Here is a 16,720-nt window from a genome sequence, read left to right on the forward strand (position 1 = left end):
AGAGGGTGCCGGAAATTCGGCGTTGAATTTGCTGGATTTTCGGCAAAAGGGGGGATGACATTGCTAGCAGTTTCGACACAGGAAGTCATTGAAGCGATTTTGGGCAGTATAGATGAGGCCATACATGCAGTAGATGAAAATGGGATTACAATATTTTATAATACAGTTGCTGCAAAACATGATGGATCTAAAATTGAAAATGTGCTAGGAAAGCATTTATTAGAAGCATTCCCGTCATTATCCAGAGAAACAAGTACGTTGATGAAAGTATTAGATACAAAAAAACCAATCGTACACCAAGTTCAACATTACCAAAATTTAAATGGGGAAGACGTTTGTACGGTCAATACAACGTTACCTATTTTAATAGATGGAAATATTGCTGGTGCTGTAGAAATTGCGAAAGATTATTCTACTATTCAAAAGCTTACTGATACGATTGTAGATCTACAATCGAAAATAAAACGATCGACTAGCAAAAAAACGGTGAAAAAGCATGTTGCATTCGAGACAATTGTAACTGATGATTCCCGCTTTAAACAGACGAAAGAGTTAGCACAAAAAGTAGCGCCAACCGATGCGAATGTTTTAATATATGGTGAAACTGGAACGGGGAAAGAGCTATTTGTGCAAGCGATTCATGAAGCTTCTAAACGAAAAAATAAGCCGTTTATTGCACAAAACTGTGCAGCTTTGCCAGAGTCGCTATTAGAAAGTTTGCTGTTTGGCACGACAAAAGGTAGTTATACAGGGGCAATCGAACGAGCAGGATTATTTGAACTTGTAGATGGAGGGACATTATTTTTAGATGAACTGAATTCAATGCCGCTCGATTTACAAGCAAAAATGCTACGTGTATTAGAAGATGGAGTTATTCGTCGCATTGGTGATAATAAGACGAGAAAAGTAGATGTTCGCGTTATTACTGCAATGAATCAGCCTCCAGAAGTATGTTTAAGAGAAAATAAAATTCGCACTGATTTATACTATCGATTAAATGTGTTTTCATTATATATCCCGCCGCTTCGCGAAAGAACTGAGGATGTACTGTTATTAGCGTCTTACTTTTTGAAAGAATATAATAAAAGTTATAAAAAAGGTGTACTTCAAATTGATAAGGAAGCGAAAGAAAGATTACAAGCTTATCAATGGCCTGGAAATGTTCGTGAGTTAAAGCATACGATTGAACATGCTGTCATTATTACAGAAGGGAATTCGTTAACAGCAAATTGCTTGCCACGAACATTTCGGAAAGAGAAACTTCCGAAGAAGAAAAGTATATTACCGCTTAGGGAAGCTCTTCATCAAATGGAAAAGGAATTAATAGATCAAGCGTTAATTGAAACGGAAGGGAATATTTTGCAAGCAGCAAAAATGTTAGGTATTCCGCGTCAAACGCTTCAATATAAACTGAGCAAGTATGACAAAACCGCCGAATAACCGGCGGTTTTTGTGTGTTTGCACCAATAAAAGAGCGTTTACATATATAACAAGTAATGAATATGATAGTAAATATCGTTTTAGTACAGCACTTAAAAATATTTATTCTCTTATATAATAGGGTATTTCTCGCATTTACTTATCAAGAATATGAAGTTGGCATAATTATTGCTTATATAAAGGATGAGCGTATAAAAAGGGGGAATAGCAATGTTACATGATGTATACAAACCAAATCGTCACTGGAAGGATATTGAATTATGGAAAGATGTTACAGAAGAACAATGGAATGATTGGGTTTGGCAATTAACGAATACGATCAAAACTTTAGATGATTTAAAGAAAGTAATTAACTTAACACCTGACGAAGAAGAAGGCGTTAAGATTTCAACGAAAACGATCCCGTTAAACATTACACCGTACTATGCTTGGCTAATGAATCCTGATGACCCACGCTGTCCGATTCGGATGCAATCAGTACCGATTTCGGAAGAGTTATATAAAACAAAATATGATTTAGAAGATCCTCTTCATGAAGATGAAGATTCACCAGTTCCAGGATTAACTCATCGTTATCCAGACCGTGTACTATTTTTAGTAACGAATCAATGTTCTATGTATTGTCGTTACTGTACACGTCGTCGTTTTAGTGGACAAATTGGAATGGGCGTACCGAAAAAGCAATTAGATGATGCGATTGCTTATATTAGTGAAACACCACAAGTACGTGACGTTTTAATTTCTGGCGGTGATGGACTTCTAATTAATGATAAAATTTTAGAATATGTATTAAAGAATTTACGAGCAATCCCGCATGTTGAGATTATTCGTATCGGAACGAGAGCACCAGTTGTATTCCCACAGCGTATTACAGAAAACCTGTGTAACATAATTAAAAAATACCATCCAGTATGGTTAAATACTCATTTTAACACTTCTATTGAGATTACAGAAGAATCGAAACTAGCATGTGAAATGCTTGCAAATGCAGGTGTTCCAATTGGAAACCAAGCTGTAATTTTAGCTGGAATTAATGACAGCGTTCCAATTATGAAAAAACTTATGCATGATTTAGTGAAAATTCGTGTTCGTCCATATTACATTTATCAATGTGATTTATCAGAAGGTATCGGTCATTTCCGTGCACCAGTTTCGAAAGGTCTTGAAATTATTGAAGGCTTACGTGGACATACGTCTGGTTATGCAGTACCAACTTTCGTTGTCGATGCACCGGGTGGAGGCGGAAAAATTGCGCTTCAGCCAAACTATTTAATTTCACAAAGTGCGGATAAAGTTGTTCTTCGTAACTTTGAAGGGGTTATTACAACGTATCCAGAACCAGAAAACTATATCCCAGGAAGAGCAGAAGGCTACTTTAAAGAAATTTATCCGACTTATGAAGAGAAACGTTCTGATATCGGCGTTGCAGGATTGATGAGTGATAAGAAATTTAATCTTGTTCCAGATGATTTACAACGTATGAATCGCCGCAAAGATTATGAAGTCAATGAAACGCATGCTTCTTTAAAAGATAAACGTGATAAGCGTGATCAATTAAAAGATAAAAAATATCAAGCACAAATAGCAAAGTTAGATGATGACAAAAAAAATGAGGGTGACGTAGTATGAATTGTATGTGGTGTGACAGTACAGAAGCGAAAGAAAGCTTGAATACTGTATATTGGGAATTACCAGATGGTACGAAAGCCATTGAAATCCAAGAGACACCATGTATTACTTGTTCCTCATGTGGAATGGACTATCAAGCAGACCATACTGTAAAAGAAATTGAAGATCAGTTGTTTTTAATTTATACGAAAGATTTGCCAAAACAACTAACATACGAAGAGTTGATGGGAAGACCACGTTTATTAAAAAGGAATTATTTCGACTTTTAACCAGCTTTTATGCTGGTTTTTTTCTTTTTTGCCTTGTATAATGTACCCAAGTTAGAAAGGTAGGGAATATTTTTGAAAAAGACATTTTACCATTATATGATGAAGCACCGTGCAGCTTTATTTAAAAATGAAATATCAGATTTAGCAGAGGCGATGTATGATGATTTAAGTTTTCCGAAGCAATCTGAAGACTATGATGTAATTAGTTCATACTTAGAGTTAAGTGGAATGCTAGAAAGTATGTCTATATTTGATGATGCATGGGATTTATATATACAAGAGAGATAACGATATGAAGTTTTAGGGAAATGAAAGCATAATGAATACATTACTTTGAAAGAAGTGAAGTATTCATTATGCTTTTTTATTTACAATACGTCTTGTTGTTAGAACATAAATGAAAAGTGAAAGCTAGTTTAAATACTAGCTTTTTTAAGTTATATACAAATTCTACTTTTTTATTGAAAAAATTTATGAATATAAGCTTCTGTGATAAGCGTTTTTATGTAGGTTGCATATACTGTTATCAAAATCACGACGTTTAAAAAAGGAGAGATATTGATGGCAAGGAAAAAACAACCTAAATATAACGTAGGGGACATAGTCGTGATTACGCTATATGGAACCGTTGGGAAAGTTACAAATATGAAAGTTTTAGATGGAGTTTACGTATACGAAGTAAATAATCACGATGGGTTTTACGTTGAGCAAACTTTACAGCATGTAACAGAGCAGGAAATGAAAAAGGGCGACACAGAGTGGATTGAATTAAATTATAACTTTACTTTTGGTGATCTCGTGCAAGTAACTGGATATGATAAAGATGTTTTTCGTATTGTTGGTTTTCGTACAGAAGTATGGAGATATAAAAATGATGCATGGGAAGATACTATATATGAATTGTCACGAATTACTGATGGTGAATGGTTAGAAGCTGATGAATCAGATTTAACATTACTTGCCAATGCACAAACGGCAAATGCAATTTTGAAGAAAATGAAACAAGATAAAGCTGGTATGAATAAATTGGATTTAGGAAAATTGAAGTCGATTAACAATTCGAAAAAAGTAAGTGTAAAGACGAATCGCCAAGAAATTATTGATGGGTTATTAGATATTTATAATGATTATCATTTATTATTCGATACATTTAAAGATGAAGAATATAAAATTGTTATGGATGTTGTTCAAAATTATTTAGTTAAATTGACAGAGAAAAAATAGTTAACTAGAAAGAGAGAATAAATTGAACAACAACATATGCAGTATAAGGTATGCCTACAATTATTAAAAAAATAAAAAGCCATTTAATAAGAGAGTCTGCCCATTGATCTTCATGCATGAACTCTTCTTTTGTTTGCCCTACTTCTTGATCTACTTCATATTGGTATTCCATTATTATTTCCCCCTTTGGATAGCTTGTACTAACATCGTATGCCCTTTACCTACATGATATGACTTATAAAAAAAGAAAAACTATTTTTCTAATCTCATATACATAATTTTGAGATTTTTTCATAAAACAGAAATAAAGGAGTGATGCTCATGAAGGAAATTGAAGTCGTAATTGACACGGAAGAGATTGCGGAGTTTTTTTATGAGCGACTAATTGAAAGAGGGTACGTTCCAAAAAGAGAAGAAATTGAGGACCTGGCGGATATTACATTTGAGTATTTATTAGAGAAATGCATGATTGATGAAGTTTTTGATGAAGAGGAAGATTGAAAGTAACGGCGGGCTTAACTCGTCGTTTTTTACTCTTTACAAACTTGTCACAAATATAGACAAGAATTGTTGGTATAATTAAAAGAAAATTTTATACAAGAGGTGAAGGGATGTTCAAAAAAATTATTGATTCTTTATTAGGAAAGAAAAAACATCGTTCGTATTCAAGTAGTGATCATCGTCATAGAGGGCGCTCTTATTCAAGTAGTGACTATAAACGACGTTCATCTGGTTATGGGCATCAGCATTATAAAAGAAAACGTAAAAGCCGTAGTTTCTTTTCAAGTAGCTGATGAAATGGCGTCGTATACTAGCTTTATTTGATAGACCACTGCGAAAAAATACAATCGTTGCAGAGCGTTATAAGATTGAATCAGTAATTGGAATGGGCAGTTATGGGGTTACATATGTCGTTAATGATTTACAAATAAATAAATATAAAGTCTTAAAACAATTAAGGCAAAGTAAACAAAGATATGAGTCTGGTAGAAAATCATTTGAGCAAGAGAAAGTGATTTTACAAACATTAAATCATGCGTCAATTCCTAATCTACATGATCATTTCATATGGGAGAAAAAGAACTTTTTTGTGATGGAGTATATGCCGGGGGGAAATTTCGAAGATCATATTTTCTTAGATGGGCAAGTATATGATGAACGTGAAGTTTTTGAAATTTTATATGAAGTACTAGGAATTGTTTCGTATTTTCATAGTAAAGGTATCATTCACCGAGATTTACGTATTCCAAACATATTAATGAAAGAAAATCAGATTAGTATTATTGATTTTGGATTGGCTAAATTGAAAGGTGAGGGTGATGAGCGAGCTATAACTTATGAAGGTGAACAAGCTTTGATGCGAGAAGTTCACTTTCGTAGCGACTTTTATGCGCTCGGTCATTTCGTATTATTTTTATTGTATGCTAGTTATGAAGCGACTGAAAAAAAGGAAAAACCTTGGTATGAAGAGTTAGCGCTGGAAGAATATAATCGCGACATGCTGATGCGAATGTTACAAATGAAAGCGCCATACTATGAAAATGTACAAGATTTGAAAAAAGATGTAGCTTACGCTTTAGAAAGGATGGAGAACCCATGTTTCAAAAGTTTTTAGCAAGCGTTGGAATTGGAAGTGCAAAAGTAGATACTGTTCTTGAAAGAGATGAGTATACAGTTGGAGAAGAGATAGTAGGGAAGGTTCATATAACTGGAGGTTCAGTTAGCCAAGAAATTGAAAGCATTTACTTAACGTTGTCGACGTCATATGTAAGAGAAGTGGATGATAAAAAAGTAACTGCAACGTATGATTTGGAGCGAGTTCGTTTAACAGATCCATTTTCTGTAGAGCCAAATGAAAAAGTGGAAATTCCATTTTCATTTTTAATGCCAATTGAAGCACCGCTAACACTTGGAATGAAAACGGTTTGGGTTCATACAGGTCTTGATATTAAACGTAGTATTGATCCAAGTGACCGTGATTATATTCAAGTATTGCCGAATGCACTATTGAACAGTGTATTAAATAGTGTAAATCAATTAGGTTTTAAAGCGCGTCATGTAGAATGCGAAGAATTACCGTATCGATTACGTAAGCAAGTTCCATTCGCGCAAGAATTTGAGTTTATTCCAGTCTCCGGAGAGTATTATGGGAAATTAGATGAATTAGAATTATTAATTTTGCCAAGTGCCCACGATCGATTAGAAATTATTATGGAAGTAGATAGAAAATCACGTGGATTGGCTGGTTTATTCGCAGAAGCGCTTGATCTTGATGAGAAGGTTATTCGCTTTACAGTAACAAGCGAAGATATTCCAACGATGCAGCAAAAAATTAACAATAATATTTTTTAATAAACTATGCATAAAAAAGAAATGGAGAGGAAAACTAAAACAACCGCTCCATTTTTTTGCATAGTGAGGTTATGTATGTGAAACGATACCGACATTTATACTTGTTAAGTTGTACACTACTCATTTGTTTTGTCGCACTATCACTTTCGTATCATACCGCTTGTATTGAAAAATTTGATAATGTAGTCGCACACTTTATTCAAAGTTTCCGAAACGAGTATTTGACAACCTATTTTACTTGGGTGTCCTTTATCGGTTCAAAAAGAATATATTTCCCGTTACTCATTATACTTGTAATGTATTTTCTTCTTAGAAAAAAAATATTAAGTGCATTACTTCTAACAATTAATTATTACGGATCACGTTATTTGAACAGTATGCTCAAACTATGGTATGAACGAGCACGACCTGATGTGACGCAGCTTGTTACAGCAACTGGATATAGCTTTCCGAGCGGTCATACGATGAATGCTACTGCTTTTTTAGGATTTATTGCATACGTCACAATTACAGAAGATCGTATTTCATTGCATAAAAAGTTGCTGATTATTTTTATAGCAAGCTTCGTTGTATTATCTATTTCAGTTAGCCGAATTTATCTTGGCGTGCACTATCCATCTGACATATTAGCCGGATGGGCAGCGGGCGGTAGCTGGCTCGTTTTATGTATTATATTTCATAAGGCGTTCATTAAAAAAGAACCTATGTCATAATAGGTTCTTTTTGCATGGGCTCCACATGAATATGAGCATGGTAAATTCCGAATTTTTTTCGAAGCATTTCCTCAATATTGTCAGTGATACAATGGCTTTCGCGTACATCCATTCGAGCATCAACCTCAATTGTAATATCTACATACGTTTGATTTCCATACATACGAGCGCGAATATCTACAATATGTTCTACACCTGAAATATGCCCGATAGCATCAGCATATTCATCCATTTTTTCAGGGTCAATTCCATCTGTTAGCATATGAGAAGCTTCTACAAAAATTTCCCATGCGGTTTTACAAATAATAAGACCGACAATTAAAGCGGCAATAGGGTCTAAAATAGGCATTTTGAACTGTGATCCGACTATACCTATTACTGTACCAATACTTACGAGTGCATCTGATAAATTATCTTTTGCAGCGGCTTCTAACGACTTACTCTTTGTTTGAATCGCAATCTTTTTCGTATATTTATATACGAAATACATTACGACGGCAGAAAATAAAGCTACCCATGCAGCAAGTACATTAGGTGCTGCTTGTTTCGGATTGAAAAACGATTGAATTGCACTAATAACAACTTCTAATCCGACCGTTGCCATAATAAAGGAAGCAACAAGTGATGCGATTTGTTCTGCACGCGAATGCCCATATGGATGATCTGGGTCACGAGGCTTACGAGAAATTTTCAGGCCAATTAATATTGCTAAAGAAGCACCAATATCCGTTAAGTTATTCAAACCGTCAGCACGTAATGCGCTAGAGAGGGTAATATAACTGATGATGATTTTCATAGAGGATAAAAATATGTAGGCTATAATGCTGACAATAGCACCTTTATCAGCTTCTTTATGAGAAAGAGAATCCATTTTAATCACTCGCCTTTCTACAAGGAATTTCTTTCTATACATAGAGTATCAAACGAAACTCGTGTGGGTCTATACAAACATTGTTGACGTTTTATAGCTTTTTAAGAAGGGGATAACAAAGTTTCGTTAAGGAAAAAAATGTTGAAAAGTACAAAGCGGAAAATTGTTTAAACCATTAACGATGATTATGGTATAGGAGAAGGTGGCGTGAATAATGATTCGCATAATTCCATTCATATATATATTTCACAAAATAACTCTTCGTAATTCCTCGTGGGAGTAATATATAAGAAATGATAAAAAATTAGTGGATAAGAAGAGGAGAATAATATAAAAATGTTCATTTTCTATAAAGAGAAAAATACAAATAGCATTTTAAAAACGAAAAACCTCTGAAAATATTTTCAGAGGTTTTTCGTTTCTTAGTATGCTTCTAAAAACTCAGTAACTTGCTCTTCAGTTTTTGCGTTAGCACTATGTAAGTGGCCAAGCTTCTCGCCATTTTGATAAACAAGCAGGCTTGGAATACCCATTACTTGATACTCTTCCGCGATACTTGGGAATTCATCTTTATTAATAGAATACCATTCAAACTTATTGAATTCTTCCATTACATCTCCGATAAAGTTGTCCATACGCACGCAATCCGGGCACCATGTTGTAAAGAACTTAACAACTACTGGCTCCTCGCTTGCGATGATGTCTTTGAATTCTTGTTCAGATTTGATTTCTTTCATGTTTTTGACTCCTCTCAATGTCACACGGATAAGCTAGTATTTTTTATGCAAAATCCGTAACTGCAAAATCTTCGACTGCTTTTTCTTGTAGGTCTGGTATACATATGAGTAGGTGTCTAATGTGATCCCTACTCTTTTATGTCCTAATCGTTTACTTACGATTTTCGGATTTACGCCTTATATCCTGCAAACGAATATTAGGAACCTCACTTTTCTTTATAAGCTTTTTCAGGAGCTGTGTCAAACTTCTGAAATTGCATGGGTTACCATTATAGGTTGGGCAAACTAAATCATAATTATTATTTCCATCGCCATACCGTTCTTTTTCTTCATTGATTTTTTGAAGATGTCCTTGAAGAGCCAGCAGAGTAATTTCAGGTAAAACAATTAATCTCTTTCCTGAAGATGTTTTAGGCTCATGAAACTCTTTGGTAATATGCGAGAGGGAATGATTAACAGATAAGGTACGTCTGTCAAAATCAATATCCTTCCATACAAGAACGTTGGGGAGCTTGGTTACAAAGGTTTGCAGAATGGGAAAAGGGGAGCAGCGTGAGCAATGTTGTTCAAGGCTACCCAAAAGGAAAGTACGCAGTATAAGTAAAAAAGGACGAGCAGTCGTACCTGCTGTCCTTTATAGGAGGAAAATTATTCTGGACTAGAACTACGAATAACCAGAAAACGCGCTTTTAACCAGTGTTGTCAAAGATGTAATAATCTATGCAATAAAAAAGCTTAGTCGGAATTCAAAATACCAAAATGGCTTGCATTGGTAAACAGGCCCAAGAGTAGTATATGTATAATGAAAAATCTCATACAAAAAGCAGACAACAATTTTGGTTGTCTGCCAGCGAGTCGAATGAGCTAGTCAATTGTGATAAATTGCTTTCCCATTACAAGAAGAGTGAAGCTGCTAGTTCAAACAGCTTGTAGGTAGTCTTTTAGATATTTAAAAAAATATACAGAGAAAGCAGATAAGTGACGAATCTACCTGCTTCTGTTGTAACAAAAGAAAGAAGTATTAGCCGTGAATATGACGGCTTGAAAATAGTATGTATTGATTTGGAAAAATTATTCAAGGGGGAAGAGAAGAATGGCATCGATAGTGAATAGTGTATGTGAAATAATTCGGTTAATGAGTGAAACGAAAGTAGAACGCATCCAAATCACATACGAAATTGGCGATATCATAGAGCAGAAATGCAGACGTTGTTATTACAATCGTTCAGATAATGCTTGTTTTAGTATTAGTGTTTGTAAAAACTGCCCGACTGGTCAAGAATTACGTCAGTTGGGTAGATATTTTGATACACAACCGAAAGAGCACGGTGGAAAACGAAAAGACAAACCCATCGGACTTACTCCGGAGCGTGTGCGCGAATTGAATCAACAAGGCATTCCAGATAAAGATATTAGCATTATGTATGATCGTAGTCCTTCTTATGTCGGGAAAATGAAAAAGGAATGGAAGCAAGCTGGTATATGGAGAGGACCAACAATAATGCGGGAAATCAACGGGTGTCGCCAGTAGGTCCAGTAATAACAGTAGGTCCGGTGTTCCCTGTCAATCCCGTATTCCCAGTTGGCCCGATTGATCCGGTCGGTCCAGTAGTACCTGTTGAACCAGTGGGACCTGTAGGGAATTGAAAGGGTTGCATAGGTGAAAGTGTCGGCCCAATCGAACACGGATTTAATGCAGTAGAAGATAAAAACTCGTCCAATATAATTCACCTCTAAAAGTTCGTATTACTAATAGTAAATGCAATGATAGAGCAAAGTGTAATGGACAAGCGGTTGTATTTAGGAAATTTAATAAAAACGCTATTTTAATAGCAAGAAGGGAGGGGTGGCTTTGATTAAAATACTTGAATTATTCGGAGGAATCGGAGCGCCAAGAAAGGCACTTGTTAATTTAGGGATAGATCATAAAGCAATTGATTATGTAGAATGGCAAACGTGAAATATGACTTTGTATGGATTCCACGTTATGGCGGTAATAAACCAGCGTATCCTTGTGATATTTGGCAATATACCGAAACGGGAAATGTACCTGGTATCGATATATGTGATTTGAATTATTTAGTTGGAAGCAAATCTTTATCTTGGTTTACAAATGGAACGGAACAATCTATTGGAAATGATGCTTCAAACAAGGGTTATCAATACGTTAAGTCTTATGAGTTCGGTACAAATTATTTAAACGAAGCACTTCAAGCGATGAATGAGCGAGGAACAAAAGGTACTGTTGTCACCAATCCACTAACAGGATTATGTTACATCCAAACTGAGGTTTTACCTAATACTGAATTAGATAAAATTACTTGGTGGATGGATACGAGACCTGAGGGTAAATGGGGTTACGAATATATTTGTTCACTTTCTTATGCTTCATATGCCATGCTGTCAGGAAAGTCTTCGTTTCTTTTAAGACATCGCACAATCCTAGTACATGCACAATTAAAATAATGTTCTCTCATTGTTTCTGAATCTACTAGAGCCTGCTCTAAGTCATAAAACATTCGTTCTTTTTTATTATAATACATTTTTCCTATTTTATCGGGTGATTCAGAAGGATAGTATTGATAAACAACAATTTCTTCATCTTCAAATTCTTTAGTCATTAATAAACATATTGCCATATATAAAGGCCTCCTTATTTATTCTCCAAATGTTTCTTTATTCATATTTAATTCACCGTTTTTTATCATTTCTTCTCCATAGATATTTTCCATTAGCTTTTGATGATCTTCTTGCTTCTTACGTTCTCCATCTTCTGGAGTCTCCTTAGTTTTCTCTATGGCGTTTTGTTCCGCCTGTTTTCTATAGTACTCATTTATTTCATCATATTTCATCGGTAAACCTTTTTCAAAAAGTGTACGGTGCACTTTTTATAATTTTATCGAATCATACTTTGCGGTCTATGACAACAACTCTGTCACTACCCCCATACACTGGAATCTAAAACATTTGTAAAAAATAGCATAGTTGTTACAAAACCTATATCGTTACCAATAAAAAACCTTGAAAGGCAAGCCAATCAAGGTCTCTAAATTTTTTTAAATGTCTAATAAAGTATTCACACCTACATTATTTTCTAATAATTCGGTTAGCGATGGTGCAATTTTCACTGCCTCCTCAATATCCAAATCTGTGAATCTGTTATAGTATATTCCAAAACCATCTTTACCCTGTAGATAGATTAATGCACCGCCTCCTTCATCATCACCAATTGCGAGTGAATTCGGGAGATATTTCTGCACTTCATAAGCTTCATTCATTTCAATGCACCCCGAAGCTCCCCAAATTCGAATATAAATTTGGTCGTTAACATTAATTTCAATGTCTGAAGCTAGCTGAATTATTTCTATATATTCTGTAGGTACATCTATTGTTGAAAAATCCTGAAGCGCTTTAATTTTTTCTTCTTTCGAAGGAGATTTTTTGGCATCAATTCTATACACACTACTGATATTATCTAATCTGTTCATTAATAATCAATCCTTTCATATTTAACTCCTAGTTTATCTAGCATCTTGTATTGTTGTTCAAGAACTTGGCTAGTAGTATCACGTGAAAAACCAGCTTTAGTTAAATCACCCACCATGAATTGCATTTCTTCTTGTAAAGTAGTACTCCATTTCCCTACCCCTGAAGCCACCCGTTCATTTCGTCTCGCAGTTTGAGCATTAGTAATGATTGTATGTGGTAGTCCTTTTCCAGTCTCGACAGTTATTGTTGGAGCAAGTTTCGAATCATACCCATACTGACTGAAATTATTTTTTGCCCATTCTTGTTGTAATCCATGATGAGATTGTAATCGCCCACCATTTGGCCCATCTCCTTTTGGCTTAGGTAAGGAATCTTTATGTGTTTTATTAAAATGAACATAATTAATTTCACCCGTACCCTTAGCTCCGCTGTTTGTCCCAGCAGTGACTTTTTTAGCTGTATTTGCAGCCTCAGTAGCCTTAGCAGTCATTTTAACTCCTTTTCCTACTTTAGCTATCTTTCCAAAGGGTGTAAGGCCGGCTACAGCCATGACACCTGCCCCAGCACGATCCCACCCCGAAAGTTTTTCGCCAGTAGATGGATCAATACCATCCCAAACACGACGAACATCATATTCACCACTTATTTCACCCGCTATATCCCTAGCAAGTTTTTTACCATCAAATCCTTGTTCCTCCGAAGAAGGTTTACCACACATTGCACCTTCTTCCATTGTAACATCTTGATTAAGTGAAGATATGCAGCGGCTTTATTTAACATTAACACAGGGGGTGACCGAAACTACAAAAGAAGGGAGGGAAAGGATTAAACGCGAGATTCGTGAAGTTATCACGATGTCAGAAAAGTTTAAAAAGGATGATGACATCTTTCTTGGTACAAGCCCAAAAGCAAGAGGACATGAAAATTCAACTGCTGCTTATATTTCCTACAGTGTTCAAGAAATGCCAGGTGAGGAAGAGCTAGTTGAAGACCTACAAGAGATGATTCAATATTACGAGCAATATATTAGTCGGGTTAATTTAAACAGCCCCGAAACACAGGACTCAAATCCTCAGGGGAAAGATGCACAAAGTGATAAAATAACTGAAAAGGATTTGTTAGGAAGAGATGTTCTAGTCAAGGAATTAAGTAATTTTTATACGGAATATACTGACAATAACCATTCGTCATTTTATCTGGGGATATTCGCTAGATGGGGGATGGGGAAAAGCTCCATTGTTCAAATGCTTTCTAATGCTATAAAGGAAAGAAAGTCGGATGAAAATGAATATTTGGTTTGTAAAGTAGATTGTTCTGTATTCGATAAGAAAGATCAACTATGGGTTAGCATACTTAATCAATTGATAGATGAAATTTCTAAAGGCAAAGATAAAAACAAAGATAAAGACAAAGAAGATAGGTTCAACTATAAATGGAAGTTTATTTCTTTTAAAACTAGGTTTTTTGCTCGTAATTTTTGGGAATGGTTAAAAGGTAAAAATAGATGGATAAGTATTTTAGGGATTGGTAGTATCTTTGGTTTTATTATTTACAAATTTATGCCTTTATTAATGGGAGAAAGTCAGAATCTAAGAGAGATTACTTTTCTCATCACGATAGTTACCGCTTGTTATACTTTAGTGAAAAGCATATCATCAATATTTAAAGAAAATGTGTTTTTAACGGATAATAGAAGTATAGATAATACATATTCGAGAAGTGTTAATGAATATAAACTTTTGTTAAATTTGCTAAATGGTGTTCCGAAAAAAAAGGATATTAAGATATTATTAATATTAGATGAATTAGATCGAATTCATAAAGATTTATTACCAGATATAATTGAATGCATTCAATTATTCAAATCCTTAAATGAAGAAAGATTACTAGAAAAACAAAAAAATAATAATAACGAGACGAATAATAAATCCACCATCTCGTGTGTATTTTCATTTAACCATGATGTGCTGTTTCCTATTATAGGACGAAATATATCTTTAGAAGATAAGCAATTATTTATTCAAAGTTATAAGAATTATAATGGATTTGTTGAAGGAAAAGATAAAGATGTTTATGTAAATTATTATAAATTAGGAAAAGAATACATGGATAAGTATCTAGATTTGTCTCTTTATCTTGAAGATAGTATTGATTATAGAAATTTGGTGGATCATTTATTTGATGGAAATGATATAGAAGGTGATAATGAGGGTACAAATAAGGAATCGGCACGATTATTTGAAGGGCATGATGAATTAGAGAGTGAAGAACTAATGCAACGATTCGGGGATCAAGAAGGGTTGGAAGACATAGCAACAAAAGAACAGTCCGAATATCCAGTAGAGTTAGAGGTACCCGAAGAGAGGGATGTTCCGTCATTTACATTGACAGAACGTCAGGTCATTAAAGATACAATATGTAAGTGCGCTTCAGATGTAGAGCCCCGGAAAATTATAAGATTGAAGTATGCTTTACTATTATTAAAAAAATTAAACAAAGAAAAGGAAGATGTAATGGATATAGAAAAAAAGAAAGAATTACAAAAATTTATTATCGACTTCCTTGAAATTGATATTAGTGATAAAAATAAAAATGTTGAGATAGCAGCAACTGTCGAAGAATCGTCAGATAATAAATATTTAAAATACACGAATTATTTTATACATAATAAAGATTAGGAAAGAAAATTCTCTAAATAATGCTTCAAAAAGAGCTTGGCTACTTAGCTAAGCTCTTTTTTTATAATAAAAATTAATCGGAGCAATTAGTAAGTAAATATAATGTGTTTGTGAAGGTTTATGTAATAGAAGAAATATAAAAAAGTGCTAACAAGTTTGCAAACGAGATTGCAAACGAAAATGCAAACTAAACGAATACTTCTTAGTAATGGTAAGAGGGAAATGGTCGCTGATATGTCCCCTAGACCCTTATATATTAACGATTATTAACGTTGCATAATCATGCATAAAACGTACTACTTCACCCGCACGCAATCTGGGCACCATGTAGTAAAGAACTTAACAACTACTGGCTCCTCGCTTGCGATGATGTCTTTGAATTCCTTGTCAGACTTGATTTCTCTCATGTTTTTGTTGCTCCTTTTTCACTTATAATATTTGGGGTTATTTAGGCGGTGTTTTTGCCTAGAAACGAAAACTTCTAACAAAAGTTTTTCTTTCCGAATAATTCGTTTGCAAATTGATCCACCGCAGTTTCCTGAAGTCCTGGTACAACATGTGAGTAGGTTTCCAATGTGATGCCTACTCTTTTATGTCCTAATCGTTCACTTACAATCTTTGGATGTATACTTTGTTTTAACATAATTGTTACACGAGTATGTCTCAGATCATGGAACCGAATATCAGGAACCTCACTTTTCTTTATCAGCTTTTTCCAGAGCTGTGTCAAACTTCTGAAATCACATGGGTTACCGTTATACGTTGGGCACACTAAATCGTAGTCATTATAACCTTCACCATATCTCTCTTTTTCCTCTGAGATTTTTTGAAGATGTTCCTGAAGTGCCATTAATGTAATGTCAGGTAAAACAAGCAATCTCTTTCCAGAAGATGTTTTTGGTTCATGGAATTCCTTTGTAATATGAGAGAGGGATCGATTAACAGATAACGTTCGTCTCTCAAAATCAATCTCTTTCCTTGGTAGACCTAAGATTTCACCTTTACGCATTCCACATGTAATAGCAAGAAGATAAGCGATATAATAACGTTTTTTTTTTGCATGTTCTAAAAAACGAAGAACTTCTTCATCAATTAAAAATCAGGGGGATAACGCTGATTTAGTGGAAAGAGCTCATTATATCACTCTTTCAGAGGAGGTGAGTTAGGATACGGAAATGGTTAAAGAAACTATTTTCGAAAAAACGCCCACCCTGCATTGTTCGTGAGGAACAATGCAGGGTGGGCTAAACTGATAGGATCTGTGAAAATTGTGCCCAAATTATACATGGAAAAGGTATTGAAAGAGATGAATAGTACT

The 16,720-nt window shown here is 34.7% G+C and carries 20 protein-coding genes and 7 pseudogenes; 16 read left to right on the plus strand and 11 right to left on the minus strand.

What is annotated here, in order from left to right; genetic code table 11:
* Positions 1-54 precede the first annotated feature (54 nt).
* The 5 genes from rocR to NSQ08_RS09825 all read left to right on the plus strand — a co-directional run bounded on the left by rocR (position 55) and on the right by NSQ08_RS09825 (position 4,562).
* Entirely contained in the window at positions 55-1,440 is a 1,386-nt protein-coding gene (gene rocR, locus NSQ08_RS09805; RefSeq protein ID WP_002012652.1) for an arginine utilization transcriptional regulator RocR, read from the plus strand.
* Between the two features lie 210 nt (positions 1,441-1,650).
* On the plus strand, positions 1,651-3,069 hold the full coding sequence (ablA, locus tag NSQ08_RS09810; protein ID WP_002012651.1) for a lysine 2,3-aminomutase: 1,419 nt from the start codon (positions 1,651-1,653) through the stop codon (positions 3,067-3,069).
* Entirely contained in the window at positions 3,066-3,338 is a 273-nt protein-coding gene (locus tag NSQ08_RS09815) for a YokU family protein (RefSeq protein WP_002085797.1), read from the plus strand. The genes ablA and NSQ08_RS09815 overlap by 4 nt, the downstream gene beginning before the upstream one ends.
* 72 nt (positions 3,339-3,410) lie before the next feature.
* The gene (locus NSQ08_RS09820; RefSeq protein WP_002085796.1) at positions 3,411-3,626 is read left to right on the plus strand and encodes a YozE family protein; all 216 of its coding nucleotides are present in this window, start codon (positions 3,411-3,413) and stop codon (positions 3,624-3,626) included.
* A 273-nt stretch (positions 3,627-3,899) separates the two neighbouring features.
* Entirely contained in the window at positions 3,900-4,562 is a 663-nt protein-coding gene (locus tag NSQ08_RS09825; protein ID WP_002012647.1) for a hypothetical protein, read from the plus strand.
* 4 nt (positions 4,563-4,566) lie between these two features.
* Here NSQ08_RS09825 and NSQ08_RS09830 read toward each other — a convergent pair whose 3' ends face one another.
* Positions 4,567-4,734, minus strand: coding sequence for a DUF3930 family protein (locus tag NSQ08_RS09830; protein ID WP_000456534.1), 168 nt, complete (start codon positions 4,732-4,734; stop codon positions 4,567-4,569).
* Positions 4,735-4,883: 149 nt separating this feature from the next.
* On the opposite strand from NSQ08_RS09830, the gene NSQ08_RS09835 reads away from it, so the two are divergent.
* The 5 genes from NSQ08_RS09835 (at position 4,884) to NSQ08_RS09855 (ending at position 7,627) form a co-directional block, all read left to right on the plus strand.
* Positions 4,884-5,063, plus strand: coding sequence for a YozD family protein (locus tag NSQ08_RS09835; protein WP_002012644.1), 180 nt, complete (start codon positions 4,884-4,886; stop codon positions 5,061-5,063).
* Positions 5,064-5,173: 110 nt separating this feature from the next.
* Positions 5,174-5,356 carry a hypothetical protein gene (locus NSQ08_RS09840; protein ID WP_063219597.1) on the plus strand — a complete coding sequence of 61 codons (183 nt, stop codon included), beginning with the start codon at positions 5,174-5,176 and terminating at the stop codon, positions 5,354-5,356.
* Positions 5,356-6,177: a serine/threonine protein kinase gene (locus tag NSQ08_RS09845; RefSeq protein ID WP_340774067.1), complete on the plus strand. Its 822-nt coding sequence runs from the start codon at positions 5,356-5,358 to the stop codon at positions 6,175-6,177. Before NSQ08_RS09840 ends, NSQ08_RS09845 begins: the two co-directional genes overlap by 1 nt.
* Positions 6,159-6,914: a sporulation protein gene (locus NSQ08_RS09850; protein ID WP_340774070.1), complete on the plus strand. Its 756-nt coding sequence runs from the start codon at positions 6,159-6,161 to the stop codon at positions 6,912-6,914. The genes NSQ08_RS09845 and NSQ08_RS09850 overlap by 19 nt, the downstream gene beginning before the upstream one ends.
* 77 nt (positions 6,915-6,991) lie before the next feature.
* Entirely contained in the window at positions 6,992-7,627 is a 636-nt protein-coding gene (locus tag NSQ08_RS09855; RefSeq protein WP_002127255.1) for a phosphatase PAP2 family protein, read from the plus strand.
* Here NSQ08_RS09855 and NSQ08_RS09860 read toward each other — a convergent pair.
* From NSQ08_RS09860 to NSQ08_RS09870, 3 genes and pseudogenes are all read right to left on the minus strand, one after another.
* Positions 7,617-8,498, minus strand: coding sequence for a cation diffusion facilitator family transporter (locus NSQ08_RS09860; RefSeq protein ID WP_340780091.1), 882 nt, complete (start codon positions 8,496-8,498; stop codon positions 7,617-7,619). The two genes, NSQ08_RS09855 and NSQ08_RS09860, sit on opposite strands and share 11 nt — an antisense overlap.
* 422 nt (positions 8,499-8,920) lie before the next feature.
* Entirely contained in the window at positions 8,921-9,235 is a 315-nt protein-coding gene (locus tag NSQ08_RS09865; RefSeq protein ID WP_000658777.1) for a thioredoxin family protein, read from the minus strand.
* 43 nt (positions 9,236-9,278) lie between these two features.
* Positions 9,279-9,602, minus strand: a pseudogene (locus NSQ08_RS09870) (site-specific integrase).
* 611 nt (positions 9,603-10,213) lie between these two features.
* On the opposite strand from NSQ08_RS09870, the gene NSQ08_RS09875 reads away from it, so the two are divergent.
* Entirely contained in the window at positions 10,214-10,348 is a 135-nt protein-coding gene (locus NSQ08_RS09875; protein WP_256491187.1) for a hypothetical protein, read from the plus strand.
* A gap of 22 nt (positions 10,349-10,370) precedes the next feature.
* Positions 10,371-10,766 carry a hypothetical protein gene (locus NSQ08_RS09880; protein ID WP_445686594.1) on the plus strand — a complete coding sequence of 132 codons (396 nt, stop codon included), beginning with the start codon at positions 10,371-10,373 and terminating at the stop codon, positions 10,764-10,766.
* Here the strand turns inward: NSQ08_RS09880 and NSQ08_RS09885 are convergent.
* Positions 10,753-10,956, minus strand: a pseudogene (locus NSQ08_RS09885) (exosporium leader peptide-containing protein); the annotation flags it as partial. The gene NSQ08_RS09880 and the pseudogene NSQ08_RS09885 sit on opposite strands and share 14 nt — an antisense overlap.
* A gap of 131 nt (positions 10,957-11,087) precedes the next feature.
* On the opposite strand from NSQ08_RS09885, the pseudogene NSQ08_RS09890 reads away from it, so the two are divergent.
* Both NSQ08_RS09890 and NSQ08_RS09895 read left to right on the plus strand, forming a co-directional pair.
* A pseudogene (locus NSQ08_RS09890) lies at positions 11,088-11,183 on the plus strand (DNA (cytosine-5-)-methyltransferase); the annotation flags it as partial.
* Positions 11,183-11,602 (plus strand): annotated as a pseudogene (locus tag NSQ08_RS09895) (N-acetylmuramoyl-L-alanine amidase C-terminal domain-containing protein); the annotation flags it as partial. The pseudogenes NSQ08_RS09890 and NSQ08_RS09895, both read left to right, overlap by 1 nt.
* Positions 11,603-11,616: 14 nt before the next feature.
* Here NSQ08_RS09895 and NSQ08_RS09900 read toward each other — a convergent pair.
* The 4 genes and pseudogenes from NSQ08_RS09900 to NSQ08_RS09915 form a co-directional block, all read right to left on the minus strand.
* A complete protein-coding gene (locus NSQ08_RS09900) occupies positions 11,617-11,874 on the minus strand; it encodes a hypothetical protein (protein ID WP_016086718.1) in 258 nt (85 codons plus the stop codon).
* An 18-nt stretch (positions 11,875-11,892) separates the two neighbouring features.
* Entirely contained in the window at positions 11,893-12,087 is a 195-nt protein-coding gene (locus tag NSQ08_RS09905) for a hypothetical protein (RefSeq protein WP_012260894.1), read from the minus strand.
* A gap of 204 nt (positions 12,088-12,291) precedes the next feature.
* On the minus strand, positions 12,292-12,723 hold the full coding sequence (locus tag NSQ08_RS09910) for an SMI1/KNR4 family protein (protein ID WP_340774092.1): 432 nt from the start codon (positions 12,721-12,723) through the stop codon (positions 12,292-12,294).
* Positions 12,723-13,472 (minus strand): annotated as a pseudogene (locus NSQ08_RS09915) (pre-toxin TG domain-containing protein); the annotation flags it as partial. The pseudogene NSQ08_RS09915 and the gene NSQ08_RS09910, both read right to left, overlap by 1 nt.
* A gap of 1 nt (position 13,473) precedes the next feature.
* On the opposite strand from NSQ08_RS09915, the pseudogene NSQ08_RS09920 reads away from it, so the two are divergent.
* Together NSQ08_RS09920 and NSQ08_RS09925 are read left to right on the plus strand one after the other, a co-directional pair.
* A pseudogene (locus NSQ08_RS09920) lies at positions 13,474-13,755 on the plus strand (MrcB family domain-containing protein); the annotation flags it as partial.
* Positions 13,756-13,839: 84 nt separating this feature from the next.
* Entirely contained in the window at positions 13,840-15,402 is a 1,563-nt protein-coding gene (locus tag NSQ08_RS09925; RefSeq protein ID WP_340780092.1) for a P-loop NTPase fold protein, read from the plus strand.
* Between the two features lie 302 nt (positions 15,403-15,704).
* Here the strand turns inward: NSQ08_RS09925 and NSQ08_RS09930 are convergent.
* Together NSQ08_RS09930 and NSQ08_RS09935 are read right to left on the minus strand one after the other, a co-directional pair.
* A pseudogene (locus tag NSQ08_RS09930) lies at positions 15,705-15,809 on the minus strand (thioredoxin domain-containing protein); the annotation flags it as partial.
* Between the two features lie 74 nt (positions 15,810-15,883).
* On the minus strand, positions 15,884-16,441 hold the full coding sequence (locus NSQ08_RS09935) for a site-specific integrase (RefSeq protein WP_340780094.1): 558 nt from the start codon (positions 16,439-16,441) through the stop codon (positions 15,884-15,886).
* Positions 16,442-16,720 lie beyond the last annotated feature (279 nt).

Source organism: Bacillus sp. FSL E2-8887 (assembly GCF_038007205.1).
Classification (GTDB): Bacteria; Bacillota; Bacilli; order Bacillales; family Bacillaceae_G; genus Bacillus_A; species Bacillus_A mycoides.